At 60.1% G+C, this 17,780-nt stretch carries 19 protein-coding genes and 3 pseudogenes; 10 read left to right on the top strand and 12 right to left on the bottom strand.

Annotation, left to right across the window (positions count from 1 at the left end):
- Positions 1–4 precede the first annotated feature (4 nt).
- Positions 5–202, top strand: a complete 198-nt coding sequence (locus tag ACVTFQ_RS23520; RefSeq protein WP_470424023.1) for a hypothetical protein — start codon at positions 5–7, stop codon at positions 200–202.
- Positions 199–768, top strand: coding sequence for a substrate-binding domain-containing protein (locus ACVTFQ_RS23525; protein WP_162741252.1), 570 nt, complete (start codon positions 199–201; stop codon positions 766–768). The genes ACVTFQ_RS23520 and ACVTFQ_RS23525 overlap by 4 nt, the downstream gene beginning before the upstream one ends.
- 36 nt (positions 769–804) lie before the next feature.
- Here the strand turns inward: ACVTFQ_RS23525 and ACVTFQ_RS23530 are convergent, their stop codons facing one another.
- The 3 genes from ACVTFQ_RS23530 to ACVTFQ_RS23540 all read right to left on the bottom strand — a co-directional run bounded on the left by ACVTFQ_RS23530 (position 805) and on the right by ACVTFQ_RS23540 (position 3,560).
- Entirely contained in the window at positions 805–2,250 is a 1,446-nt protein-coding gene (locus ACVTFQ_RS23530; RefSeq protein ID WP_112435517.1) for an NAD(P)-dependent oxidoreductase, read from the bottom strand.
- Between the two features lie 34 nt (positions 2,251–2,284).
- Entirely contained in the window at positions 2,285–2,701 is a 417-nt protein-coding gene (locus tag ACVTFQ_RS23535) for an alpha/beta hydrolase fold domain-containing protein (protein WP_162741250.1), read from the bottom strand.
- 409 nt (positions 2,702–3,110) lie between these two features.
- Entirely contained in the window at positions 3,111–3,560 is a 450-nt protein-coding gene (locus tag ACVTFQ_RS23540) for an alpha/beta hydrolase fold domain-containing protein (RefSeq protein WP_112435520.1), read from the bottom strand.
- Positions 3,561–3,655: 95 nt separating this feature from the next.
- On the opposite strand from ACVTFQ_RS23540, the gene ACVTFQ_RS23545 reads away from it, so the two are divergent.
- Positions 3,656–3,880, top strand: a complete 225-nt coding sequence (locus ACVTFQ_RS23545; protein ID WP_112435521.1) for a hypothetical protein — start codon at positions 3,656–3,658, stop codon at positions 3,878–3,880.
- Between the two features lie 352 nt (positions 3,881–4,232).
- On the opposite strand, the gene ACVTFQ_RS23550 is transcribed toward ACVTFQ_RS23545, so the two are convergent.
- Complete coding sequence (locus ACVTFQ_RS23550) at positions 4,233–5,147, bottom strand: LysR family transcriptional regulator (RefSeq protein ID WP_113176973.1); 915 nt, start codon at positions 5,145–5,147, stop codon at positions 4,233–4,235.
- 105 nt (positions 5,148–5,252) lie between these two features.
- On the opposite strand from ACVTFQ_RS23550, the gene ACVTFQ_RS23555 reads away from it, so the two are divergent.
- From ACVTFQ_RS23555 to ACVTFQ_RS23565, 3 genes are all read left to right on the top strand, one after another.
- Entirely contained in the window at positions 5,253–5,507 is a 255-nt protein-coding gene (locus ACVTFQ_RS23555) for an Atu4866 domain-containing protein (RefSeq protein ID WP_112435523.1), read from the top strand.
- Positions 5,508–5,576: 69 nt separating this feature from the next.
- Entirely contained in the window at positions 5,577–6,995 is a 1,419-nt protein-coding gene (locus ACVTFQ_RS23560) for an NAD-dependent succinate-semialdehyde dehydrogenase (RefSeq protein ID WP_413392659.1), read from the top strand.
- 15 nt (positions 6,996–7,010) lie between these two features.
- The gene (locus ACVTFQ_RS23565) at positions 7,011–7,379 is read left to right on the top strand and encodes a hypothetical protein (protein ID WP_112949283.1); all 369 of its coding nucleotides are present in this window, start codon (positions 7,011–7,013) and stop codon (positions 7,377–7,379) included.
- A gap of 197 nt (positions 7,380–7,576) precedes the next feature.
- Here ACVTFQ_RS23565 and ACVTFQ_RS23570 read toward each other — a convergent pair.
- A pseudogene (locus ACVTFQ_RS23570) lies at positions 7,577–7,762 on the bottom strand (hypothetical protein); the annotation flags it as partial.
- Positions 7,763–7,879 (bottom strand): annotated as a pseudogene (locus ACVTFQ_RS23575) (TetR/AcrR family transcriptional regulator); the annotation flags it as partial.
- Between the two features lie 135 nt (positions 7,880–8,014).
- On the opposite strand from ACVTFQ_RS23575, the gene ACVTFQ_RS23580 reads away from it, so the two are divergent.
- Complete coding sequence (locus ACVTFQ_RS23580) at positions 8,015–8,719, top strand: aspartate/glutamate racemase family protein (protein ID WP_113176974.1); 705 nt, start codon at positions 8,015–8,017, stop codon at positions 8,717–8,719.
- A gap of 156 nt (positions 8,720–8,875) precedes the next feature.
- Here ACVTFQ_RS23580 and ACVTFQ_RS23585 read toward each other — a convergent pair whose 3' ends face one another.
- The 4 genes and pseudogenes from ACVTFQ_RS23585 to ACVTFQ_RS23600 form a co-directional block, all read right to left on the bottom strand.
- Positions 8,876–9,139, bottom strand: coding sequence for an esterase/lipase family protein (locus ACVTFQ_RS23585; RefSeq protein ID WP_470424024.1), 264 nt, complete (start codon positions 9,137–9,139; stop codon positions 8,876–8,878).
- 203 nt (positions 9,140–9,342) lie between these two features.
- The gene (locus tag ACVTFQ_RS23590) at positions 9,343–9,924 is read right to left on the bottom strand and encodes a TetR/AcrR family transcriptional regulator (RefSeq protein ID WP_112435526.1); all 582 of its coding nucleotides are present in this window, start codon (positions 9,922–9,924) and stop codon (positions 9,343–9,345) included.
- Positions 9,925–10,054: 130 nt separating this feature from the next.
- Positions 10,055–10,463, bottom strand: a pseudogene (locus ACVTFQ_RS23595) (DUF1348 family protein).
- 236 nt (positions 10,464–10,699) lie between these two features.
- Positions 10,700–11,638, bottom strand: a complete 939-nt coding sequence (locus tag ACVTFQ_RS23600) for an AraC family transcriptional regulator (RefSeq protein ID WP_113176975.1) — start codon at positions 11,636–11,638, stop codon at positions 10,700–10,702.
- A gap of 107 nt (positions 11,639–11,745) precedes the next feature.
- Between ACVTFQ_RS23600 and ACVTFQ_RS23605 the strand changes: the two genes are divergently transcribed.
- The 3 genes from ACVTFQ_RS23605 to ACVTFQ_RS23615 all read left to right on the top strand — a co-directional run bounded on the left by ACVTFQ_RS23605 (position 11,746) and on the right by ACVTFQ_RS23615 (position 14,744).
- The gene (locus tag ACVTFQ_RS23605; RefSeq protein WP_113177057.1) at positions 11,746–12,948 is read left to right on the top strand and encodes an MFS transporter; all 1,203 of its coding nucleotides are present in this window, start codon (positions 11,746–11,748) and stop codon (positions 12,946–12,948) included.
- Between the two features lie 124 nt (positions 12,949–13,072).
- Entirely contained in the window at positions 13,073–14,044 is a 972-nt protein-coding gene (locus ACVTFQ_RS23610) for a DMT family transporter (protein ID WP_113176976.1), read from the top strand.
- A gap of 394 nt (positions 14,045–14,438) precedes the next feature.
- Positions 14,439–14,744: a hypothetical protein gene (locus ACVTFQ_RS23615; protein ID WP_113176977.1), complete on the top strand. Its 306-nt coding sequence runs from the start codon at positions 14,439–14,441 to the stop codon at positions 14,742–14,744.
- A gap of 19 nt (positions 14,745–14,763) precedes the next feature.
- On the opposite strand, the gene ACVTFQ_RS23620 is transcribed toward ACVTFQ_RS23615, so the two are convergent.
- Together ACVTFQ_RS23620 and ACVTFQ_RS23625 are read right to left on the bottom strand one after the other, a co-directional pair.
- Positions 14,764–15,801: an AI-2E family transporter gene (locus ACVTFQ_RS23620; protein ID WP_113176978.1), complete on the bottom strand. Its 1,038-nt coding sequence runs from the start codon at positions 15,799–15,801 to the stop codon at positions 14,764–14,766.
- Between the two features lie 150 nt (positions 15,802–15,951).
- Positions 15,952–17,766 (bottom strand): SLC13 family permease, encoded by a 1,815-nt coding sequence (locus ACVTFQ_RS23625; RefSeq protein WP_113176979.1) that lies wholly within the window; start codon positions 17,764–17,766, stop codon positions 15,952–15,954.
- Positions 17,767–17,780: the final 14 nt, after the last annotated feature.

The following is a 17,780-nucleotide window of genomic DNA, read 5'->3' on the forward strand; positions in this document are numbered from 1 at the left end:
CCACATGGTTCAGAAGACACTCGGCAAACACGGGTACAGCGTTCTTCTCGCCTCCTCGAACGGCGACCCGGAAGAGGAGCTCAAGGCGATCGCCGCTTTCCGGGCGCGAATGATCGACGGGCTTCTCATCTACCCGATCGCACATTCCAACGTCGATCACTTGAAGGCGCTTCGGCGCAACAACTTTCCGACGGTCTGTTGATTCACACGGACGCAACAGGCATCGATGCAGTCGGCATTGACGAACGAAGGGGGCGTTCGACGCTACGAACCATCTTATCGAACGCGGGCATCGCCGCATCGGAACGTTGGGACCTTCATTCACCAGCACAGTTGGTAATGTCGGCAAACTGCAGGGGTTATCGCGATGCACTTGAAGCTGCCGGCATTGCTTATGACCCGACCATTGTTTTGATCCCCATTGATCACTCGATCAAAGCAAGCTTCCATGCAATGGACGAGCTCATGGCGCAAGATGACGCGCCGTCCGCCATATTCGCCACAAGTGACCTGACCGCCCTCGCCGCCCTACGCTGGGCGGCGAAATCCAACTTCAAGGTGCATGAGGAATTGGTGATCGTCGGCTTTGACGACACTGATTATGTGGCACAGGCGACGACACCAATTTTATCGATTCACAACGACGTCGAGCAACTGGCGACGGAGGCAGTGGAACGCCTCTTGTTCCTCATTGCCAACAAGGAGCTGCTGCCACCCGCGGAGACACGCAGCACACCTGGGCGCCTTATCATTCGCGACAGCTCATAGCATTCGAGGTCCTGCCGGCATCAGATCGTTTGCGGATCAGCTTCGGTACGGAGCTCTTAACCCCATCATCTCGATAAAGCCCGACAGGTGATTTATGCCGCTGATCAGATCCTCGCCGTTCGCCTCGATGACCGCGCGACGCTTATCATCGGAGGCAGAAGCGATGGTACGCCAGCGGTCGGCCAGCTCTGACAACAATGACCCCAACTGCGCGGCTTTGCCGCCGGAGTGGCAAAGGTCGAGCAGGTGTTGGACGGTAACCGTTCCTATCCCGTCCGGGGTCTTGCTACCTGCGGAGCTATACCCTTCCGGCAAAGTCCCTTTCAGGTTCGTGACGGTTTGCGTCCGGATGGCATCGTAGATTTGATCGATAGCCTGCTTCGCGCCGGCGACGCGCGAGGGATGATCGGTGTCCGCGGCCGCGTGCGGCAGAAGCTCCAGCCGATCCGGGTAGTGCTCCACCAGCCGCAGATAGGGAACCATTGGGCCGGTCAGTTCGCCGGTCGCAGCGTTCTTGAACAGATCGGCATCGATTGCGGCGTGCCGCACCTTGCCGCTCGCCAGCGCATTCGCCAAAGCATCGACATCGACAAGTTCGCCGCGATCATAATTCACCAGAATGGCGCCGGGCGCGAGCATGGAAAGCACTGCCTTATCAATCAAACCCGCATTGGCATAGCGTCCTGTTGCTGCATCAAGGCTGCCGAGACCGACATGCACGCTGAGGACATGCGCGCCGGAAGCGGCTGAGGCAACGCTGTCGCCATAGACGAAGCCTTCAGACTCGATCCATTTGCGATGATGGGCGCGGGCATGGACGACGACACGCATACCGAAGGCCCGCGCCAGCTTGGCCAGCTCACGACCGATATTACCATAACCAATAATGGCGATCGTCTTGCCTTCCATCTTCTCCGTCGGATAGTCGCGGAGCTGGCGACCGGTATCGAAATCTCCTCTGGACGTCAGGATGTGAAGGGTATCGACCGGAAGGTCGGGCACGACCTTCAAGATGGCCTTCATCGCCATCTGGGCGGTCGCCCGGCTGTTGATGCCGGGGGTGTTCATCAGCGGCGCCGCCCCGCCTTCACCACCACCACCGCCCCATGAGAGCGACCCCATATTGCCGGTACCGGCGCCGATCCGCACACCGCCGAGCGGGAACACCGTCTCGGCCGGCAGGAAGGTGGCTGCCGCGATCACCGCGTCGTATTGCCCCTCGCCAGCCGCCGCCAGTAAATCTGCGGCAGTGCTGAGATCTGGCTGGTAGAAGAAATGCAGCACGCCCGGCTGCAGTGAACCCGCATCCCCGATGGCGCCGAAATGAAAGACACCGCCCCGGAGTTCAATATGGGCCCTCGCCTCCGATGGGTCGGGTTTGCCATCCTCCCCAAGCTTCAGTCCTATCAGATCGCAGACAAGCACCTTGTAGCTGCGGGACGGATCAAAGACGCTTTCGCCTGCGGAGGATGGGCTGGTCATGGGAATGCTCGCAATTTTTTCTCGTCTTGCAGGTCTAGTTTAAAAACGGCTCATGCGAAACGGTTTCAGACGAACCGGGGTCGGAAGCTGCGCCGTCATCGGCGGCGTAGCCTAGCGCGGGATAAATCAGAAACTGAGCCATCAATGGGAGAGAAGCATCTCGCGCTCGCAACGCGACGCCCGCCGAAAGGCTACCACCGGCGCTATAGCCCACAACGGCGATGAATCTTGATTCAAAGCCCAGGTTTGCCGCCTCGCGATGAAGCCAACCAAGAGCGGCCACGCTTTCATCGAGAGCGACGTGACCACCGACTTCAGGCGCGCGACGATAGTCGACAGATAGAACGACGACATTGTGCCGATTGGCAAGTTCGGCGCAGAAGGGAGCAAACATGTATGCTGAACCTGCGACCCAGCCGCCGCCATGCACGTGCAGGATGGCGCCGCGCACCTCATCGCCGGCGGTTCGAAAGAGAAGCGCTCGAACCGCCTCCTCACCATCGCGCTCGATGAATTCTACCTCAAAATCAACGCTATCAGAAGCGCCGTACGCGCGTTCACAGGCTTTGAGCAGGTGACCGCGGATTTCCTCCAGCGTCTGCGTGTCTTAGTCGAAGATCGGAATGACTGTCGCGGCATCGCGGTAAGCCGGAGCAACAAGGTGAGGCGTGCTCATGGAATGAGTCCTTCGAGGTTTCGAAATCGTGCAACATCGAAGCGGACACACGAGACGATGGCAGGGAGGATGAAGACATGTCGGCGCCAGGCTGGATAAGCCCGTTTCTTGGGCCCATCCGGGTCGCTTACGGCAGGCGGTCGCAATGCATTGCACCGGTCTCAATACGCCGGGGCCTGTGACTTCAGAACCTGTATGATGCTGGCGATGAGGTTCGTTCGTGTCTGGATTGATAGCGCGCTAGCCAACATGTTGAAGCCGTGCACGGCACGCGCGTAGCGCCGGTCGCAACGATGGCTGGCGGCAAGCCATGCAAGTCCTTTGCCAGCGCGGGCGAAAGATACCCTACCTGATCGCTGTCGCGACTGAGAGAACCGTTTACCGCATTCCATGAAAAAGCAGTCAAAGGACGATTGACCACGAAGTCACCGGTCAGCGGATCGTCAAAGGGTGCTTCCTCGGTGCCAGTTCTCATATCGAGCGAGGGATAGAGAAGGATCTGAGCGCATAGCGGTATTTCTTTGCGATCACGCGCGAGAAGCGCGAGCGCGGCGGCAAGGCCACCGCCTCCGCTATCACCCATTACAGCGATGCCGTTTGGATCGATCTTCAGTTCGGCGGCATTGGCATGCAATCACTTCAGGACTGAGCAGCAATCTTCGAGGCCGCTCGGAAGGAAACTCCGGCGCCAGACGATAGCCGGGGCAGCGACGACTGCGTCGAGATCGAATGCCAGTTTCAGATGGCTTCCCGCGATCGGCGCAGAGCCTATATGCGGCCTTTGGCTCAAAGGACGCCCTCTACCTCGAGGCCATGGAGCTCTATCGGACGACGGTCGGAGGGTTCGGCGCGAAGGCCATGGCGGAGAAGAAGGACGCGGTGTCGGCAGTGGCTCGGCTTATCCACGACGCGGCGCTTGTTTTTTCCAGCAGCGACTACAACCGGGATGCATGATCACGACAGCTCCATCTGGCGATAGAGGAGAACCTGTAAGTGAGTTCGGCAAGCAGCTTCGGACACAGAGTATTGAACAGGTACGCGCCCGCCTTCAGCGAGGTGTAGAGGATGGACACGCCAAAGCCGATCTCCATTGCGAAGTCTGGGCGCGTTTCGTGGCCGCGATAGTTCACGGACTGTCGATGCGGGCTCGAGACGAGATGTCGAGAGATGCTTTGATCGCAAGCGCGCGTGTGGCCGCGGCGTCCCTTGAAGTCCTTCGTGCGAAGGGTCACGCCGGTTAGGTTGTAGAATCCGCCGGAACAAGGACCGCTTCACGCGCCGCTGCATCCGGGAGCGTACAACTTCATCATGCATTTCCGCGGGAGCTGGCTTGGCCCCTGGCAACGCCCTTCAGCTGCTCGCGAAAGTTACGCGTAACGACGGAATGATCATCAGGATGGGTCGCCAGTGCAAGCCGAGCTCGCGGCGCATCGCCTATGATCGGCAGGAAAACCACGCCTGGCACGTTGATGTTGGACAAGGGAGCTGGAACGATGGAAACACCAAGTTCGACTGCCACCAGGTTCGCAATCGAAGTGATCTGAGGGGAGACCTGTCCAATCACCGGCTCGAAGCCGGCCCGCCGGCAGGCATCGATGACCTCGTCATAAAGATCAGGCCCAAGACTACGGGAGTGCAAGACCAGAGGTTCATTTTTCAGAGCACTAAGCGGGATCGCATATTCGAACGCGAGACGGTGGCCGGAGGGGAGCACGACCATCATGGCATCCTCGGCGAGGTAGGTCACCGTCAGCCCTTCGGGCGCCGTCGGGCCTGGCCGGATGAACACGGCATCGATCGATCGATGCCTCAATTGCTCGAGCAGCTGCAACGTGTTGAGCTCGGCAAGCGTGATTTCGACCTTCGGATAGGCACGCCGAAACGATCTTATGATCTTCGGGACTGCCTCATTGAACGCGGCCGAGCCGGTAAAACCGACCCGCAGCCGTCCGAACTCACCGGCCGCGCCACGCAAAGCCATCTTCCTCGCATAGTCGAGCTGTCCAAGGGTTACATAGACCTCCGCCAAGAATGCCTCGCCTGCCTCCGTGAGCGAAGCCCCCCTTGGGAGCCTGTGGAACAGCGGCACCCCAATCTCCTCCTCGAGATCCTTGATCTGACTGCTGAGCGGAGGCTGAGCAATTCCCACCCTCTCCGCGGCACGGCGGAAATTGCCCTCTTCCGCGACCGCAATGAAATAGCGCAGGTGCCTCAGCTCCATCTGACCTCTCTCAATTGATACGTAAAAGATATCACAAAATACTTTCGATATATTGGATATTTCTTATCGCGTAGCGCATATCTCGGTCAATAGAAAGGAGCGGATATGCGCACAACAGACGATAACGCCCTGCATTCCTTCGTCGGCATGTGGGTCACCGAGGATGGCTACATACGTCAGGAGTTGCTGCCGAACGGTCGCTACGACGAAGCACGCGGCAACAAGCGGAGCGCATACCAAGGGCACTATGCAATGACCGGGAACCATATCGAATATTGGGACGATACCGGTTTCACCGCAGACGGCGAATTCATCGACGGCGTCCTGCATCACGTCGGGATGCGATTTCATCGCGAATAACGCCGGCCCAATCTGTCGAGCTGGCACTAAGGCTCGGCTGCCAAACCCCGGCAGAAGTCAACGGACTGTTTGCCGATACTTCGGGTACCCCCAGAAAGAGAGAGCATGATGATAAAGGTATATAATCCTGCGGATGGCAGCCTCGTCGGCGAAGTCCCTCATTTTTCCGCCAAAGAGGTCAAGGCGGCGATCGACCGCACGTGTGATGCCTTTCCTGCCTGGTCCCGCAAACTCGCAAAAGAACGGGGCGATCTTCTTCGCCGCTGGTTTGAACTGGTGCGCGACGACAAGCGCATCTTCGCCGAAATCATGGTGAGAGAAAACGGAAAATGCCTTTCGGAAGCCATGGGCGAGATCGATTATGGCCTGGGCTTTATCGAATGGTATGCCGAAGAGGCCAAGCGGGTCTACGGCGACACCATCCCATCGCATGCGAACAACGCAGCGGTGCTGGTCTTCAAGGAACCGGCCGGCCCGACAGCGTCGATCACCCCATGGAACTTTCCCTTCATGATGATCGCGCGCAAGATCGCAACCGCGCTTGCCGCGGGCTGCACGATGATCATCAAGCCTTCGGAGGAGACGCCGCTCACGGCCTACAAGCTGCTCGAATATGCTCGAAAGGCCGGCATTCCCGAAGGCGTCTTCGAAATGGTGACAGGCGATCCTCGGGAAATCGGGCCGCTATTCACCGGTGACGATCGCATCCGAAAGATCTCCTTCACCGGCTCCACGGCCGTCGGCAAGCTGCTTGCGGAGGCAAGCGGAAAAAACCTGAAAAAGATGACGCTCGAGCTGGGTGGCAATGCGCCATTCATTGTCTTCGACGACGCTCACTTCGACGACGCAGTCGCCGGCATTGTGTCCGCGAAGCTGCGCAACTCCGGGCAGGTCTGTATCTCGCCGAACCGAATTTACGTCCACAGTAGCATTTATAATAAGTTCGTTGCCGCTGTTGCGGAACGTGTGGCCAAAATTCGAGTCGATCAGGGCCTTCAAGACGATTTCGTTGTCGGCCCGTTGGTCAACAAGATCGGCTTCGACAAAGTTGCCGGCCTCGTCGAAGAGGCCAAGGCGGCGGGTGCGCGTGCCGTTCTCGGCGGCAAGCCTCACGCCAACGGCGGTTTGTTCTATGAACCGACTATTCTCGCTGACGTCACGGACGACATGAAAGTCGCTCGAACCGAAATTTTTGGACCGGTTTTTCCGATCTACCGGTTTGACAGCGAGGACGAGGTCGTCAAGCGTGCCAACAATTCCGAGTATGGACTTGTTGCATATGCCTACACCAAAGACCTTGCGCGCGCGTTTCGGCTGTCGCGCGACATTGATGCGGGCATGGTCATCCTGAACTCGCCATCCGTGGGAACTGCCTCGGTCCCGTTTGGCGGTGTCAAGCATTCCGGCTTTGGCCGCGAAGGCAGTTACTACGGCATCGAGGAATATGTCGAAGTCAAATACGTTCTGATGGCGAGCCTCGATCGCTAAACTTTCCGATTGGAAATGGCGGCACTGCCGCCGTTTCCCCTTCTCGGAAACGTCACCTTCTTAATCTCCCCCCAGGACAAACAAATCATGAATGCGAAAGCAGATCCGCTAAGATGGCGCGTCTTCGCCATGGCGGTAACAACGGCTATCACAATCGCGAACGTCTATTACTGCCAACCGATCCTGTCCAAGATCAGCGATACGCTGGGAGCAACGGATGCGCAGATCGGAAACCTTCCGGTCTTGACCCAAGTGGGCGTAGGGATGGGTCTCCTGTTCCTGGCGCCGCTGGGCGACATGCTTGACAGAAAAAGCTGGTCATCTGCCTTGAGCTTCTTCTCGTATGCGCATTGCTCGGCATGTCGGTCGCAGACACGTTGTTGACGGTCTACGGTCGGCTGCCTGCCGTCAGCGCCTTGGCGCTGCTGGTTTCGATACTCAACCTGTCCGCCTCGAAAAGACCATCTGCTCCGCACATCTGAGCGTCACGAAAGCTGGGATCCGATCGCCAGCATTTCAGCGCCGTTGCTTCAATGCCTCACGAGGGGCGCAGTATCGCTGAAGGCGAGTACGACTGCGCCTCATTCCGACGGTCCGACGCAATCAGGCTTTGTTGAGAACACTTGATGATCATAAAATTCGTTCAATTTCGCCGTCGCCAACAGATTCACGAGCCAATCGACAAATACTCTCACCTTGTGACCGAGATGCCGGTTCGGCGGATAGACGATGTAGAGCGGGATGCTTGCACCATGCCATTCCGGCAAGGTGGGAAAATGGTGATGGATGCTTGTCTTGCGGATTCCCACGACTTCAGCGATATCAGCATAGCTGAAACCATTGTAGCCGCCGCTCATGATGAGGTTGCGCGCAGAAGCGTGAATGTCGACCGAAGTCGTCTATAAGTTGCTCATGCAATATCTACCTTCTAGTAGGGCTACCGTCAGTCGGAAACAGCTGACTGTTGAATTTGCGTTCCTTCACGGCTAGTACGAAGGCGAAACAGAACGGCGGCAGACATGAAGACAATCGGAATTCTCGGCGGTATGTCCGCCGCTTCAACGCAGATCTATTATCGGGAACTCTGCAATCGAACCCGACAAATCCTGGGAGGCCTGCACTCTCCGGAATTGGTCATACGCTCCCTGGATTTCGCACGGATCGAGGCCCTGCAGATCGGTGGGAAATGGGAAGAAGCCGGCGAGATTTTGAACACAGAAGCGAAGACCCTTGAGCGCGCCAACGCGGATTTCATTGTCCTGGCGACCAACACCATGCACAAGCTGGCCGAGCAAATGATGCACGGCGTGTCGATCCCCTTGCTGCATATCGCCGAAGCCACCGCATCACGCATCAAGCTGGAGGGACTGCGCAGCCCGGGACTGATGGCGACCGCATTCACAATGGAGCAGTCCTTCTACACCGACAGGCTGGTTGCGGCCGGTGTTACGGCGATCATACCGGAAACGCGCGATCGAAGCGAAACGCACCGGATCATCTACGAAGAGCTTTGCTGCGATGTTGTTACCAAGCAGAGCGAAGAGGCCTATGTCGCCATCGCCCAACGTCTCGTCGATCGAGGCGCTGATTGCCTGATCCTCGGCTGCACGGAAGTCGGCATGCTTCTTAACCAGGAGAATGTGTCCGTACCCGTGTTTGACACGACCCTGATCCATTGCGATGTGGCCATCGCAATGGCCCTCGACGACCAGGTGCCGTCATAGGTTATTAGTTAAAGCTCGTGTCGACGACACGACTTGCCGAAGTCCCGCACCCTTTTAACCAGCCAAGGTCAACAATCCACGAGATTGCCCCGCGGCACCGCGAGACACAAGAGAGCCTGATTCAGAGAAAACAGCGGCATCTCGTCGCTGACATGGTCAACGACCCCGCTGACCACTTTTTACCAGCCCCTTGGCCTGCGGAGCGCTTCCAGCCTGCGTTATGACAATGCCGCCATAGCTGTGGCCGACAAGCACAACGCGACCATCAGCCTGGCTGATAGCCCGCGTCGTCGTCGCCACATCATCGCTGAGCGAAGTCTCGGGCTCTTGCACTACGGTAACCTTGTAACCGTCCCGATCAAGAATCTCCGCAACACCGCGCCAGCCGGATCCGTCGGCGTAGGCACCGTGAACCAGCACGACATTCTTGACGGCTCTGCTGCCTGAACCTGTGCGACAGCAAGGGTTGCAACTGCCAACAGCGGCGAGGATGTGAAGCTTCCGGCACAGGATCACATGACGAACAGATGGTTGACGGCGCGGCGACAAGGCGGCCGAAGCGGCGAGCGCTGGGCCTGTAAAAACTCAGGCGAAACAAACGCCCCGCTTCTCGTTTGACATGGTCAGGCTCGCGAAGCCGCCGCTTGCGATACGGATGCTTCAACATGACGCCGCGCATTGTCGAGGAGGCGTTTGAATACACCTTTGTCGTCGAGTGCGCGTGACAGTACCAACGCGCCCTGTATTCTCGAGACCACCTCTTCCGCCATCATGACGGCCTCGACGCGTCCTGCGCCAGCTCGCACAAGCGCGCCCGCCAGAGCGTCGATCCAGCGAACGAAGTGGGCGGCAATCGCGCCGGCATAGCGCGACCTTGTCTCGTCCAGCGCGAAGGCGCCGACAAGGCACACCCGGCCTCCCGAGTGGAAATAGGCCTCTGTATTGCGCCACATGGCGGTGATCGCGGCCGTGGCATCGTCCTCGCGCAGCGGCGCGTAGACCTCACGTTCGAACCAGCCGTCGACCTCCTCCAATACCGCTGCCGCCATCTCCTCCTTCCCGCCCGGAAAGAAATGATAGAGGCTGCCCTTGCCAATGCCGGTGCGCGCTGTGATGCGTGTGAGCGTGGCTCCTTCATAACCAAGCTCACGGAAAATTTCCGCAAGCAACGGCACCACATCCGCACGCTCATATAGTGTCTTCAACAGATCGAACTTTCTTCCTGAGGATTAAGGTCGGAACTCAATCAGAACTGGGATTTTGACCTTAGAGGCTGAGATCGGAGAGACCTGGATGATCGTCGGGGCGGCGGCCGAGAGCCCAGTGAAATTTCCGCTACGTCTCGCGAAGCGGCATATCGTTGATGCAGGCAAATCGACGTTGCATCAATCCCTCCGTATTGAACTCCCAGTTTTCGTTTCCATACGACCGAAACCAGCTGCCGCTGTCGTCATGCCACTCGTAAGCAAACCGCACGGCGATCCGATCGCCGTCATGTGCCCAGATCTCCTTGATCAACCTGTAGTCCGGCTCCCTTGCCCATCTACGGGTGAGGAAAGCCACGATCCCAGCCCGGCCGTTGACGAACTCAGCGCGGTTTCGCCATTGGCTGTCGGGGGTATAGACGAGCGACACCTTTTTCGGGATTACGGCTATTCCATCCGTCTTCCGCCATACGGACTTTTTGGGTGGCGGTTTCGAGTGTGAAGGGGGGGATCAGACTAGACACGGCAATCTCCTGCATGAATTTGTACCTATCGGTTTTTATTGTACCGATCAGTACAAATTTGGCATGAGGGGCAGGCCTCGAAGCAGCCGTTATGGATTCGATCGCCGCGAGGTCGGATCAATGACAGTTGAGCCGGCAGCACCAAACTGACTAACGCCCGCTTGCCTTAAGCGCATCGGCGATCTTTTCCGCCACCGTTATCGGCACGATGCAGTAGATTTTCGGATGCGGGGCGTCTTCTACAGGTATCGTCACCGAATGGCGGCGCCATAATCTTTCCGCTTCTCGCGAAAATGGCTCGGGGAAGCACCGATCACGCGCTTGAACGCGCGACTGAAGGACGCCTCAGAATCGTAGCCGAGCCGTTCGGCGACGGTTGCCACGCGCTGCCCCTCGCGCAGCCATTCATGGGCCTGGTGCATGCGCATTCGCGCCACGTAACGCGCCGGCGTCTCGCCGACGACGCTGACGAAGCGCTGGGCGAAGCCGGAGCGCGAGGCGCCCATGTGGCGCGCCAGTTCGTTCACGCTCCAGGCGTGCGCGGGGTCGAGGTGGATGGCGGCGAGCACGCGCCCGACTTCCGGGTTGCGCACGGCGGCAAGCCAGCCGCTTGCGTCGCCGCAGCCATGCTCCACCCATGTCCGGATGATCGTCGCCGTCAGCACGTCGGCAAGGCGCGATAGGATGCCCCCTGCGCCCACGCGGTTCATCTCGACCTCGCGCATCATGGCGTCGAGCAGTGGCGGGATCGTCGGCTCGCTCTTGGCGAGATCGCCGGTGCGCATCACATCGGGCATCAGGTTGAGGAGCGGATGGCGCTTGTCGACGTTGAAGCGCATCACCGCGAAAAAGATGAGGTTGTTGCTGTCGGTGCATGGACATTGCAGGTCGACGATGCCATCGCAGAGCGGCTTGCGCGGCAGGCAGTCGACCGGCGTCGGCGAAATGCCCGGCTCGCTCGCGATCACATGCGCGTCGCCGCGCGGTAAGAGCACGGCGTCGCCGGGGCGCATCTCCATCCACTCGCCATCGGGTGCCTGCAGATAGGCGCTGCCCGCCGCCAGGAAGTGAAATCTTGCTTCCGCCTGCGCGGGATAAGCCGTGGCCCAAGGCGCGGACGGCTGGCAGCGACCATATTCGACGCCATCGAGCCGCAGCCCGCGCAGCATCTCGGTCAACGGATCGGTCATCATGGCCTCCGACAGGTTTGGACGAATTGTTATGCTTTATAGCTTTTCCAGCATGGAAACGCCAGATACTTAAGCGTAGCGTCGCCGCAGAAATGACGGAGATGCATATGAACATTCACTCGGAGATCAACCATCCAGCCGTGAAGGGCGAGACACCTGCCGCATGGGCAGGCGTTGTTTCGCTGTCGCTTGGTGTATTTGGGCTCGTGACGGCGGAATTTCTACCCGCGAGCCTTCTGACACCGATGTCGCATGACCTTGGCGTCAGCCTCGGCGCGGCCGGGCAATCGGTGACGGCGACAGCCGTGGTCGGCGCGCTGGCGGGACCGGGCGTTGTGCTCGGCACGGCCCGTTTCGATCGCCGTTACACGCTGCTGGCGCTCACAAGCCTGCTCATCATCTCGAGCCTGATCGCCGCCACGGCAAACGGGCTGGTGACCCTGCTCCTGTCGCGCGCGCTGCTCGGCGTCGGGCTTGGCGGCTTTTGGGCGATGTCGCTGGCACTTGCCATGCGCCTGGTGCCGGAGCGGCTGATGCCGCGCGCCATGGCGATCGTCATGACCGGCGTGTCGGCGGCAACCGTCTGTGCCGCACCTGTCGGCGCCTGGGTCGGCGAGGCGTTCGGCTGGCGCGCGGCTTTCTGGATCGCCTCCGCGCTTGGCGTCGTCGCATTTCTCGTCCAGGCGTTGACGCTTCCAGCCATGCCGCCGACAAGTTCGGGCGGCCTCGGCACGATGGCCCAAGTCTTGCGCCGTCCGGCCATCCGCCTTGGCCTCGTCACCATTCTCTTCGTCGTCGCCGGTCATTTCGCAGGCTTCACCTTCATCCGCCCGTTTCTTGAAACGGTACCGCATTTCGGCGTCGAGGCGATTTCCGGCATCCTTCTCGCCTTCGGCATCGGCGGTTTCATCGGCAATATCGTCGGCGGCCTGATCGCCGAGCGCAACACGACGCTTGCCATAACGCTTGCTGCCTCAGGCATTGCCGTCACCGCCTTCCTGCTTGCCTTCGCCGGCGAGGCGCCAGCGCTGGCTGCGGTCGCCACAGCCCTTTGGGGCTTTGCCTTCGGCGCATTGCCGGTCAGCGTGCAGAGCTTCATCACCGAGGCTGCCGCCGACGAGGCCGAGAGTGCAGGAGCCCTCATGCTGACGACGTTTCAGGTCGCGATTTCGAGCGGCGCCGTGCTTGGTGGGTTGATCGTCGATGTCCAGGGTGCTGCGGGCGTCTTTACATTCGCCGGCATAGCGGCCCTGCTTGGCGCCACCCTGGTTGGCGTCGCCAGCCGCCGTCGGATGGTCGCCGCAGGCTGATAATGCCGATTGCCTGGGCCCCGCGCGGTGACGAACCGCGCGGGGCTTTAGGTTCTTAGACAACCACCCAAGCAAGCATTTCCTTCATCTGTGCAGCACGGGGGAATTGTGGCATAGTTGCCCCATGGCGATACATGTCTTGGCAGTCCATCGCGACACGGTCGGGACGGAAAAGGGGGCGGGCGGTTCTCTTTCGGCCGCCTATTCCGTGGGTATCTTCTGCTGGCTGCTATCATCAGGCGTCTATATCGCCGCCAAATGGGTCTCTCCGGAGATGCCGCCCTGGGCGCTGTGCTTCTGGCGCGTGTTGATCGCCTGGGCGATCCTGATGCCGATCGTCTACCGGCATTTCAGCGCCATGATCGCGCTCCTGCGGGCGCGCGGTCTCGAACTGCTCATCATCGGCGGCATCGGCCTTGCGATCTGCCAAGGCCTTATTTTCGTCGGCCTCGAACATGCCGACGCCACGACAGCCGGCATCATCATCGCCCTGATCCCGATCATCACCATGATCCTTGCCCGTTTCATTCTGGCCGAGCCGATGGGGCGCTGGCAGGTGATCGGATCGATCCTCGCCTTTGCAGGCATCGTGGTCATCATCGTCAAGGGCAGCCCGGCTGCACTCCTGCGTCTCGACTTCAATCCTGGGGAATTGTGGATCGTCGCCGGCGCCTTCTGTTTCAGCCTCTACACGGTCCTGCTTCGCCGGGCGAAATTCGATGTGAACAGCCTTGCGCTACTGGTGCTGCTGCTGGGCGCCGCCGCGCTGACGGCGCTGCCCTTCTACCTGTATGAGCTCGCCTCTGACGAACGCTCGACCCTGAATGCCAGCGGCCTTATCGCGCTCGGCTATGTCGCGATCCCCGGCGGCGCAATCATGTATTATCTCTTCAATCGCAGCATTGAAGCCCTGGGCGCGGCGCGGGCGGGCGTGCTGCTTTACATCCAGACGATCTTCATCGCCGTGCTCGCGTACCTCATCCTCGGCGAACAGTTGCAACGCTATCATCTCGAAGGGGCGGCACTCATCGTCGCCGGATTGCTTCTCATCATCCTGCTGAGGCCTCCGACCAGAGCGGTGACGGCGAAAGCCTGAGGAGCGCGCAATGGGCGCCAATTCCTCAGGTCTGAGCTCTGCGTGATCCTCTTCCACCGCGAGAGACAACGCCTCGATCCAGCCCGCAAACGCGTAACGGACGATCGCGCATCTGCCGACTGGACGAGGCTGCCGTCGCACAGAAATCTCTCGATCAACGGCGGGCCGATCAAAGCCGACGTGCAAAGGATCGCTCTTCGCGGTCATATGAATCTCCCATGCCAACACCGCGGACGCGTGGCCGCGAAGCCAAGCAAAAACACATTGCTTCTGCGTAGATTCGTCCAAGGGATGGGCGCCGCGTCCCTAATGTGGGGGCGGGCCGTGGCCGCTCATTGACAAGACGTCAACGCGGCAAATATCTCGCGGAGCTTTTCATTGATGGAGAGGCAAGATGCGCCTGAACATATGGACTGCGTTTGCATTGGCTTCCTTGATGGCGGTGACCGCTTCGCCGCCAACGCCTGCCTACGCCGTGACTGTCAACATTCACGTTGGTTCCGATCTCAACTTCGGTCGCGCGATCAGCTGCCGGCAAGGGCAGCAACTCCTTCAGAACCGCGGTTTCCGCAACGTGCGCCGCGTCGATTGCAGGGGCCGGACGTTCATCTACCACGCAAGGCGCGGCAGCAGCGATTTCGAGATTGCCTTGAGCGCCCAGACAGGCCGCGTGATCCGCATGACCAGGCTTCGCCGATAGGCGTCCATCAGCCTGAGCTTCATCGGAGCATGCCATCAGGTTCGCCGGGCGCGCCGAGGATTTCCGCTACCCAGCGTGTCGACGAAAAGCGTGCGCAGAAGGTGAGGATCGCGATCGTGATCGGGACGCCGATGAAGGCGCCAAACACGCCCCAGACGAACGACCAGGAAAAGACCGAAAACAGCACCAGGAACGGTGACATCGCAAGCGCGTAACCCGCAACGCGCGGCTCGATATAACTTCCGATGACAAACTGTATGATGTTGAGCCCAGCGAAGATAAGGATCGCGGCCTCCGGCGAGCCGAATTGCGCCAGGGCGTACGCGCTCGGCAGCAATGTCGCCACGAAGGGTCCCATGAATGGGATGTAATTCAGTGTAAAGGCGATGACGCCCCATTCGGCGGCGAAGCGCAGGCCGAAGAGCGCGGAAAGCACCCAGACGAGCGTGCCGGTGGCAAGGCTCATGACGGTCCGTACCGCCATGTAGCGCCGCAGCTTGGCTGCCGTCTGCAGCGCGCCGCCGATGATTGCGTCGGCCTTCTCTTCGCTCAGAGCCTTTCGAATATTGCGGGCGACGGCCTCCGTATCGAGCAGCCCCAGGAGCACATAAACGACCACGACGATCCAGAAGGAGATCATCGTGTTCAAGCGGGCGGTCGCGCCTTGCAGTACGCGGAGCAGCGAACTGAAGTTGAAATAGTCCGCCCAGACGCCGGCGATGACGATGCCGTGCCCATCGAGCCATTGGACGAGATCGCCATAGAGCAGCTGGAAGCGAGCGGCATCGCCGACGACGGAGCGGCCGATGCGGCCGAAACCCCAGGCAGATATCGACGCGAGCGCGACGAAGACGCAGACGATCACGGCGACCACCACCGCAAGCGCCAACAGCTTTGGAAGAACGCGCTGCAGGCTCTGCTGAAGCGGCCAGACGAGACCGATGATGAAAAGCGCGCCGGCAACGGGAGCGAAGACGCTGGCAGCCATCCGGAGAACGCACAAGACCGCTATCGCAGAAAGGATCGCTAGGAGAGTGATAACCGCTCGGCTATTCATCCAGTCGACGTCCCCTCCGATTGCCTTCGAGCGACCATCCTCACAAATATCATTGGCCGGGCAATCGGTTGCTTGTCCCAAAAGCATGCCTGACGTCTCTAATCTGCGTGATGATGAACCGCTCGCGGCCGGCCGGCGTCCCGCCGACACCTAGTTGAACGGCCATATCCGCGGGACCAAGAAGACTGCCACGATGAAAAACCACGCCATCAGGGGCGTACCGAGTTTCCAGTAGTCGCCGAACCGATAGCCGCCCGCGCCCATCACCATCATGTTTGTTGTTGTCGCGATCGGCGTCATGAAGGATGCCGATCCGGCGATGCACAGGCTCATCAGCACCGGGTGCGGCTGGATATGCATGGCGGCGGCCGTAGCCATTGCGATCGGAATGACCAGCATCGTCGTCGCCGTATTGCTCATGACCTGCCCCAACACGGCGGTGAGCACGAAGAGGCCCGCGACCAGAGCGCTCGGTCCGGCCGAGCCGAGCGCTGAGACCAGTTCGTCGGCGACGAACTTCGCCGTGCCTGACTGTATCATCGCCGTTGAAATCGGCATCATCGCGCCGATCAGGATGACCGTCGTCCAATGAACGGCGCGATAGGATTGCTCGACGGTGATCGCGCCGGAAGCAACAAGCACGCAGGCGCACAAAATGCCCGCGACGGCGGGCGGGACGATGTTCGATGCAAGCATCACGACAAGCCCGATCAGCGTCGCCACCGCGACCTTGGCGCCAGGCCCCATCGGCACGGCGTGGCGGCGAACGAGGTCAGGGGAATCGACCACGAGCACATCGGGATCATCCAGGCGCAGATCGAGCGCTTCCCAGCTTCCTTCGAGCAGGATCGTATCGCCGGCCTTGAGCTCAGGGGCGGCATAATCGATTTCCGCGCCGCCGCGATGCACCGCCAGGACGACGAGATCGCCGCTCTCGGTGGCAAGGCCCGGAAACATCGACTGCCCGATCAGCTTGGATCGCGGCGGGATCATCACCTCGGCCAGGCCGGACCTGCGATTGAATGCGGTGCTGCCGCCGACCACAGGTGTATCCTCGCGAACGGCAAGATGGAGCCGCGTAGCAACCTCGGCGACGGTCTGGGCGGCGCCGCGTACGAGCAGGTAGTCATCGGCAATCATGGCCCTGTCCCGAACCGGAAGGCCGGATGCGCTAGCCTGGACGGCCATCACCTGTATGTCGCTCGCGGCACCCAGATCGATCTTGTCAGTGCGCAGCCCAACGAGAGGTGAGTCCCGGCGAACGCGGAGCCGGAAAAGCCCGTCTTCAAGGCCATAATGTTCGACCAGCGTCTGGGCGTGACCGCTAAAATCGGCGGGCAGCCGCGCATTCGTCTGCTGGGGAAGCAGATACTTGCCCAACAGCAGAACAACGAAGACAGTTCCCGCGAGAAGCGGAACGCCGACGAGGGCGAACTCGGTGAAGCCGAAGCCATCAAGCCCGGCATCTTCAAGCGCCTCCGAGACGAGAAAATTCTTGGGAGCGCCCGTCAACAAAAGGTTCGCCCCGGCATGGGCGGAGAAGGCCAATGGCATCAACAGTTGCGCGGGCGACTGGTTTAACCTGACCGCCGCGAACACCGCGACGGGTATCAGAGCCGCCACTGCCCCGCTGCCGCTCAGAAGCGACGTCAGGCACCCAACCGAGATCATCAGAACAAACAAAAGCCGGCTGCGGTTGTTCTGGCCAGCGAGCGAGATGAGCGCTTGTCCGCACCACGCCGTAACGCCAGTTCGTTCAAGTGCGGCACTGACGATGAAGAGGCTGGCGACGAAGAGGACGGCGCGATCGCCGAAGCCGGCCAATGCCTGATCCAGCGTGACCAGCCCTGTAGCCCACAACGAAAGCGCCGCCGCGAAGGCGACGGCGATGACAGGCAGCCTGTTCCACGCAAAAAGTACGATCGTCGCGAGGATGATGCAGCAGGTCGTCTGGATCGGGGTCAAACAGAGCCTCCCCG

The organism is Rhizobium sp. O111 (assembly GCF_055616315.1).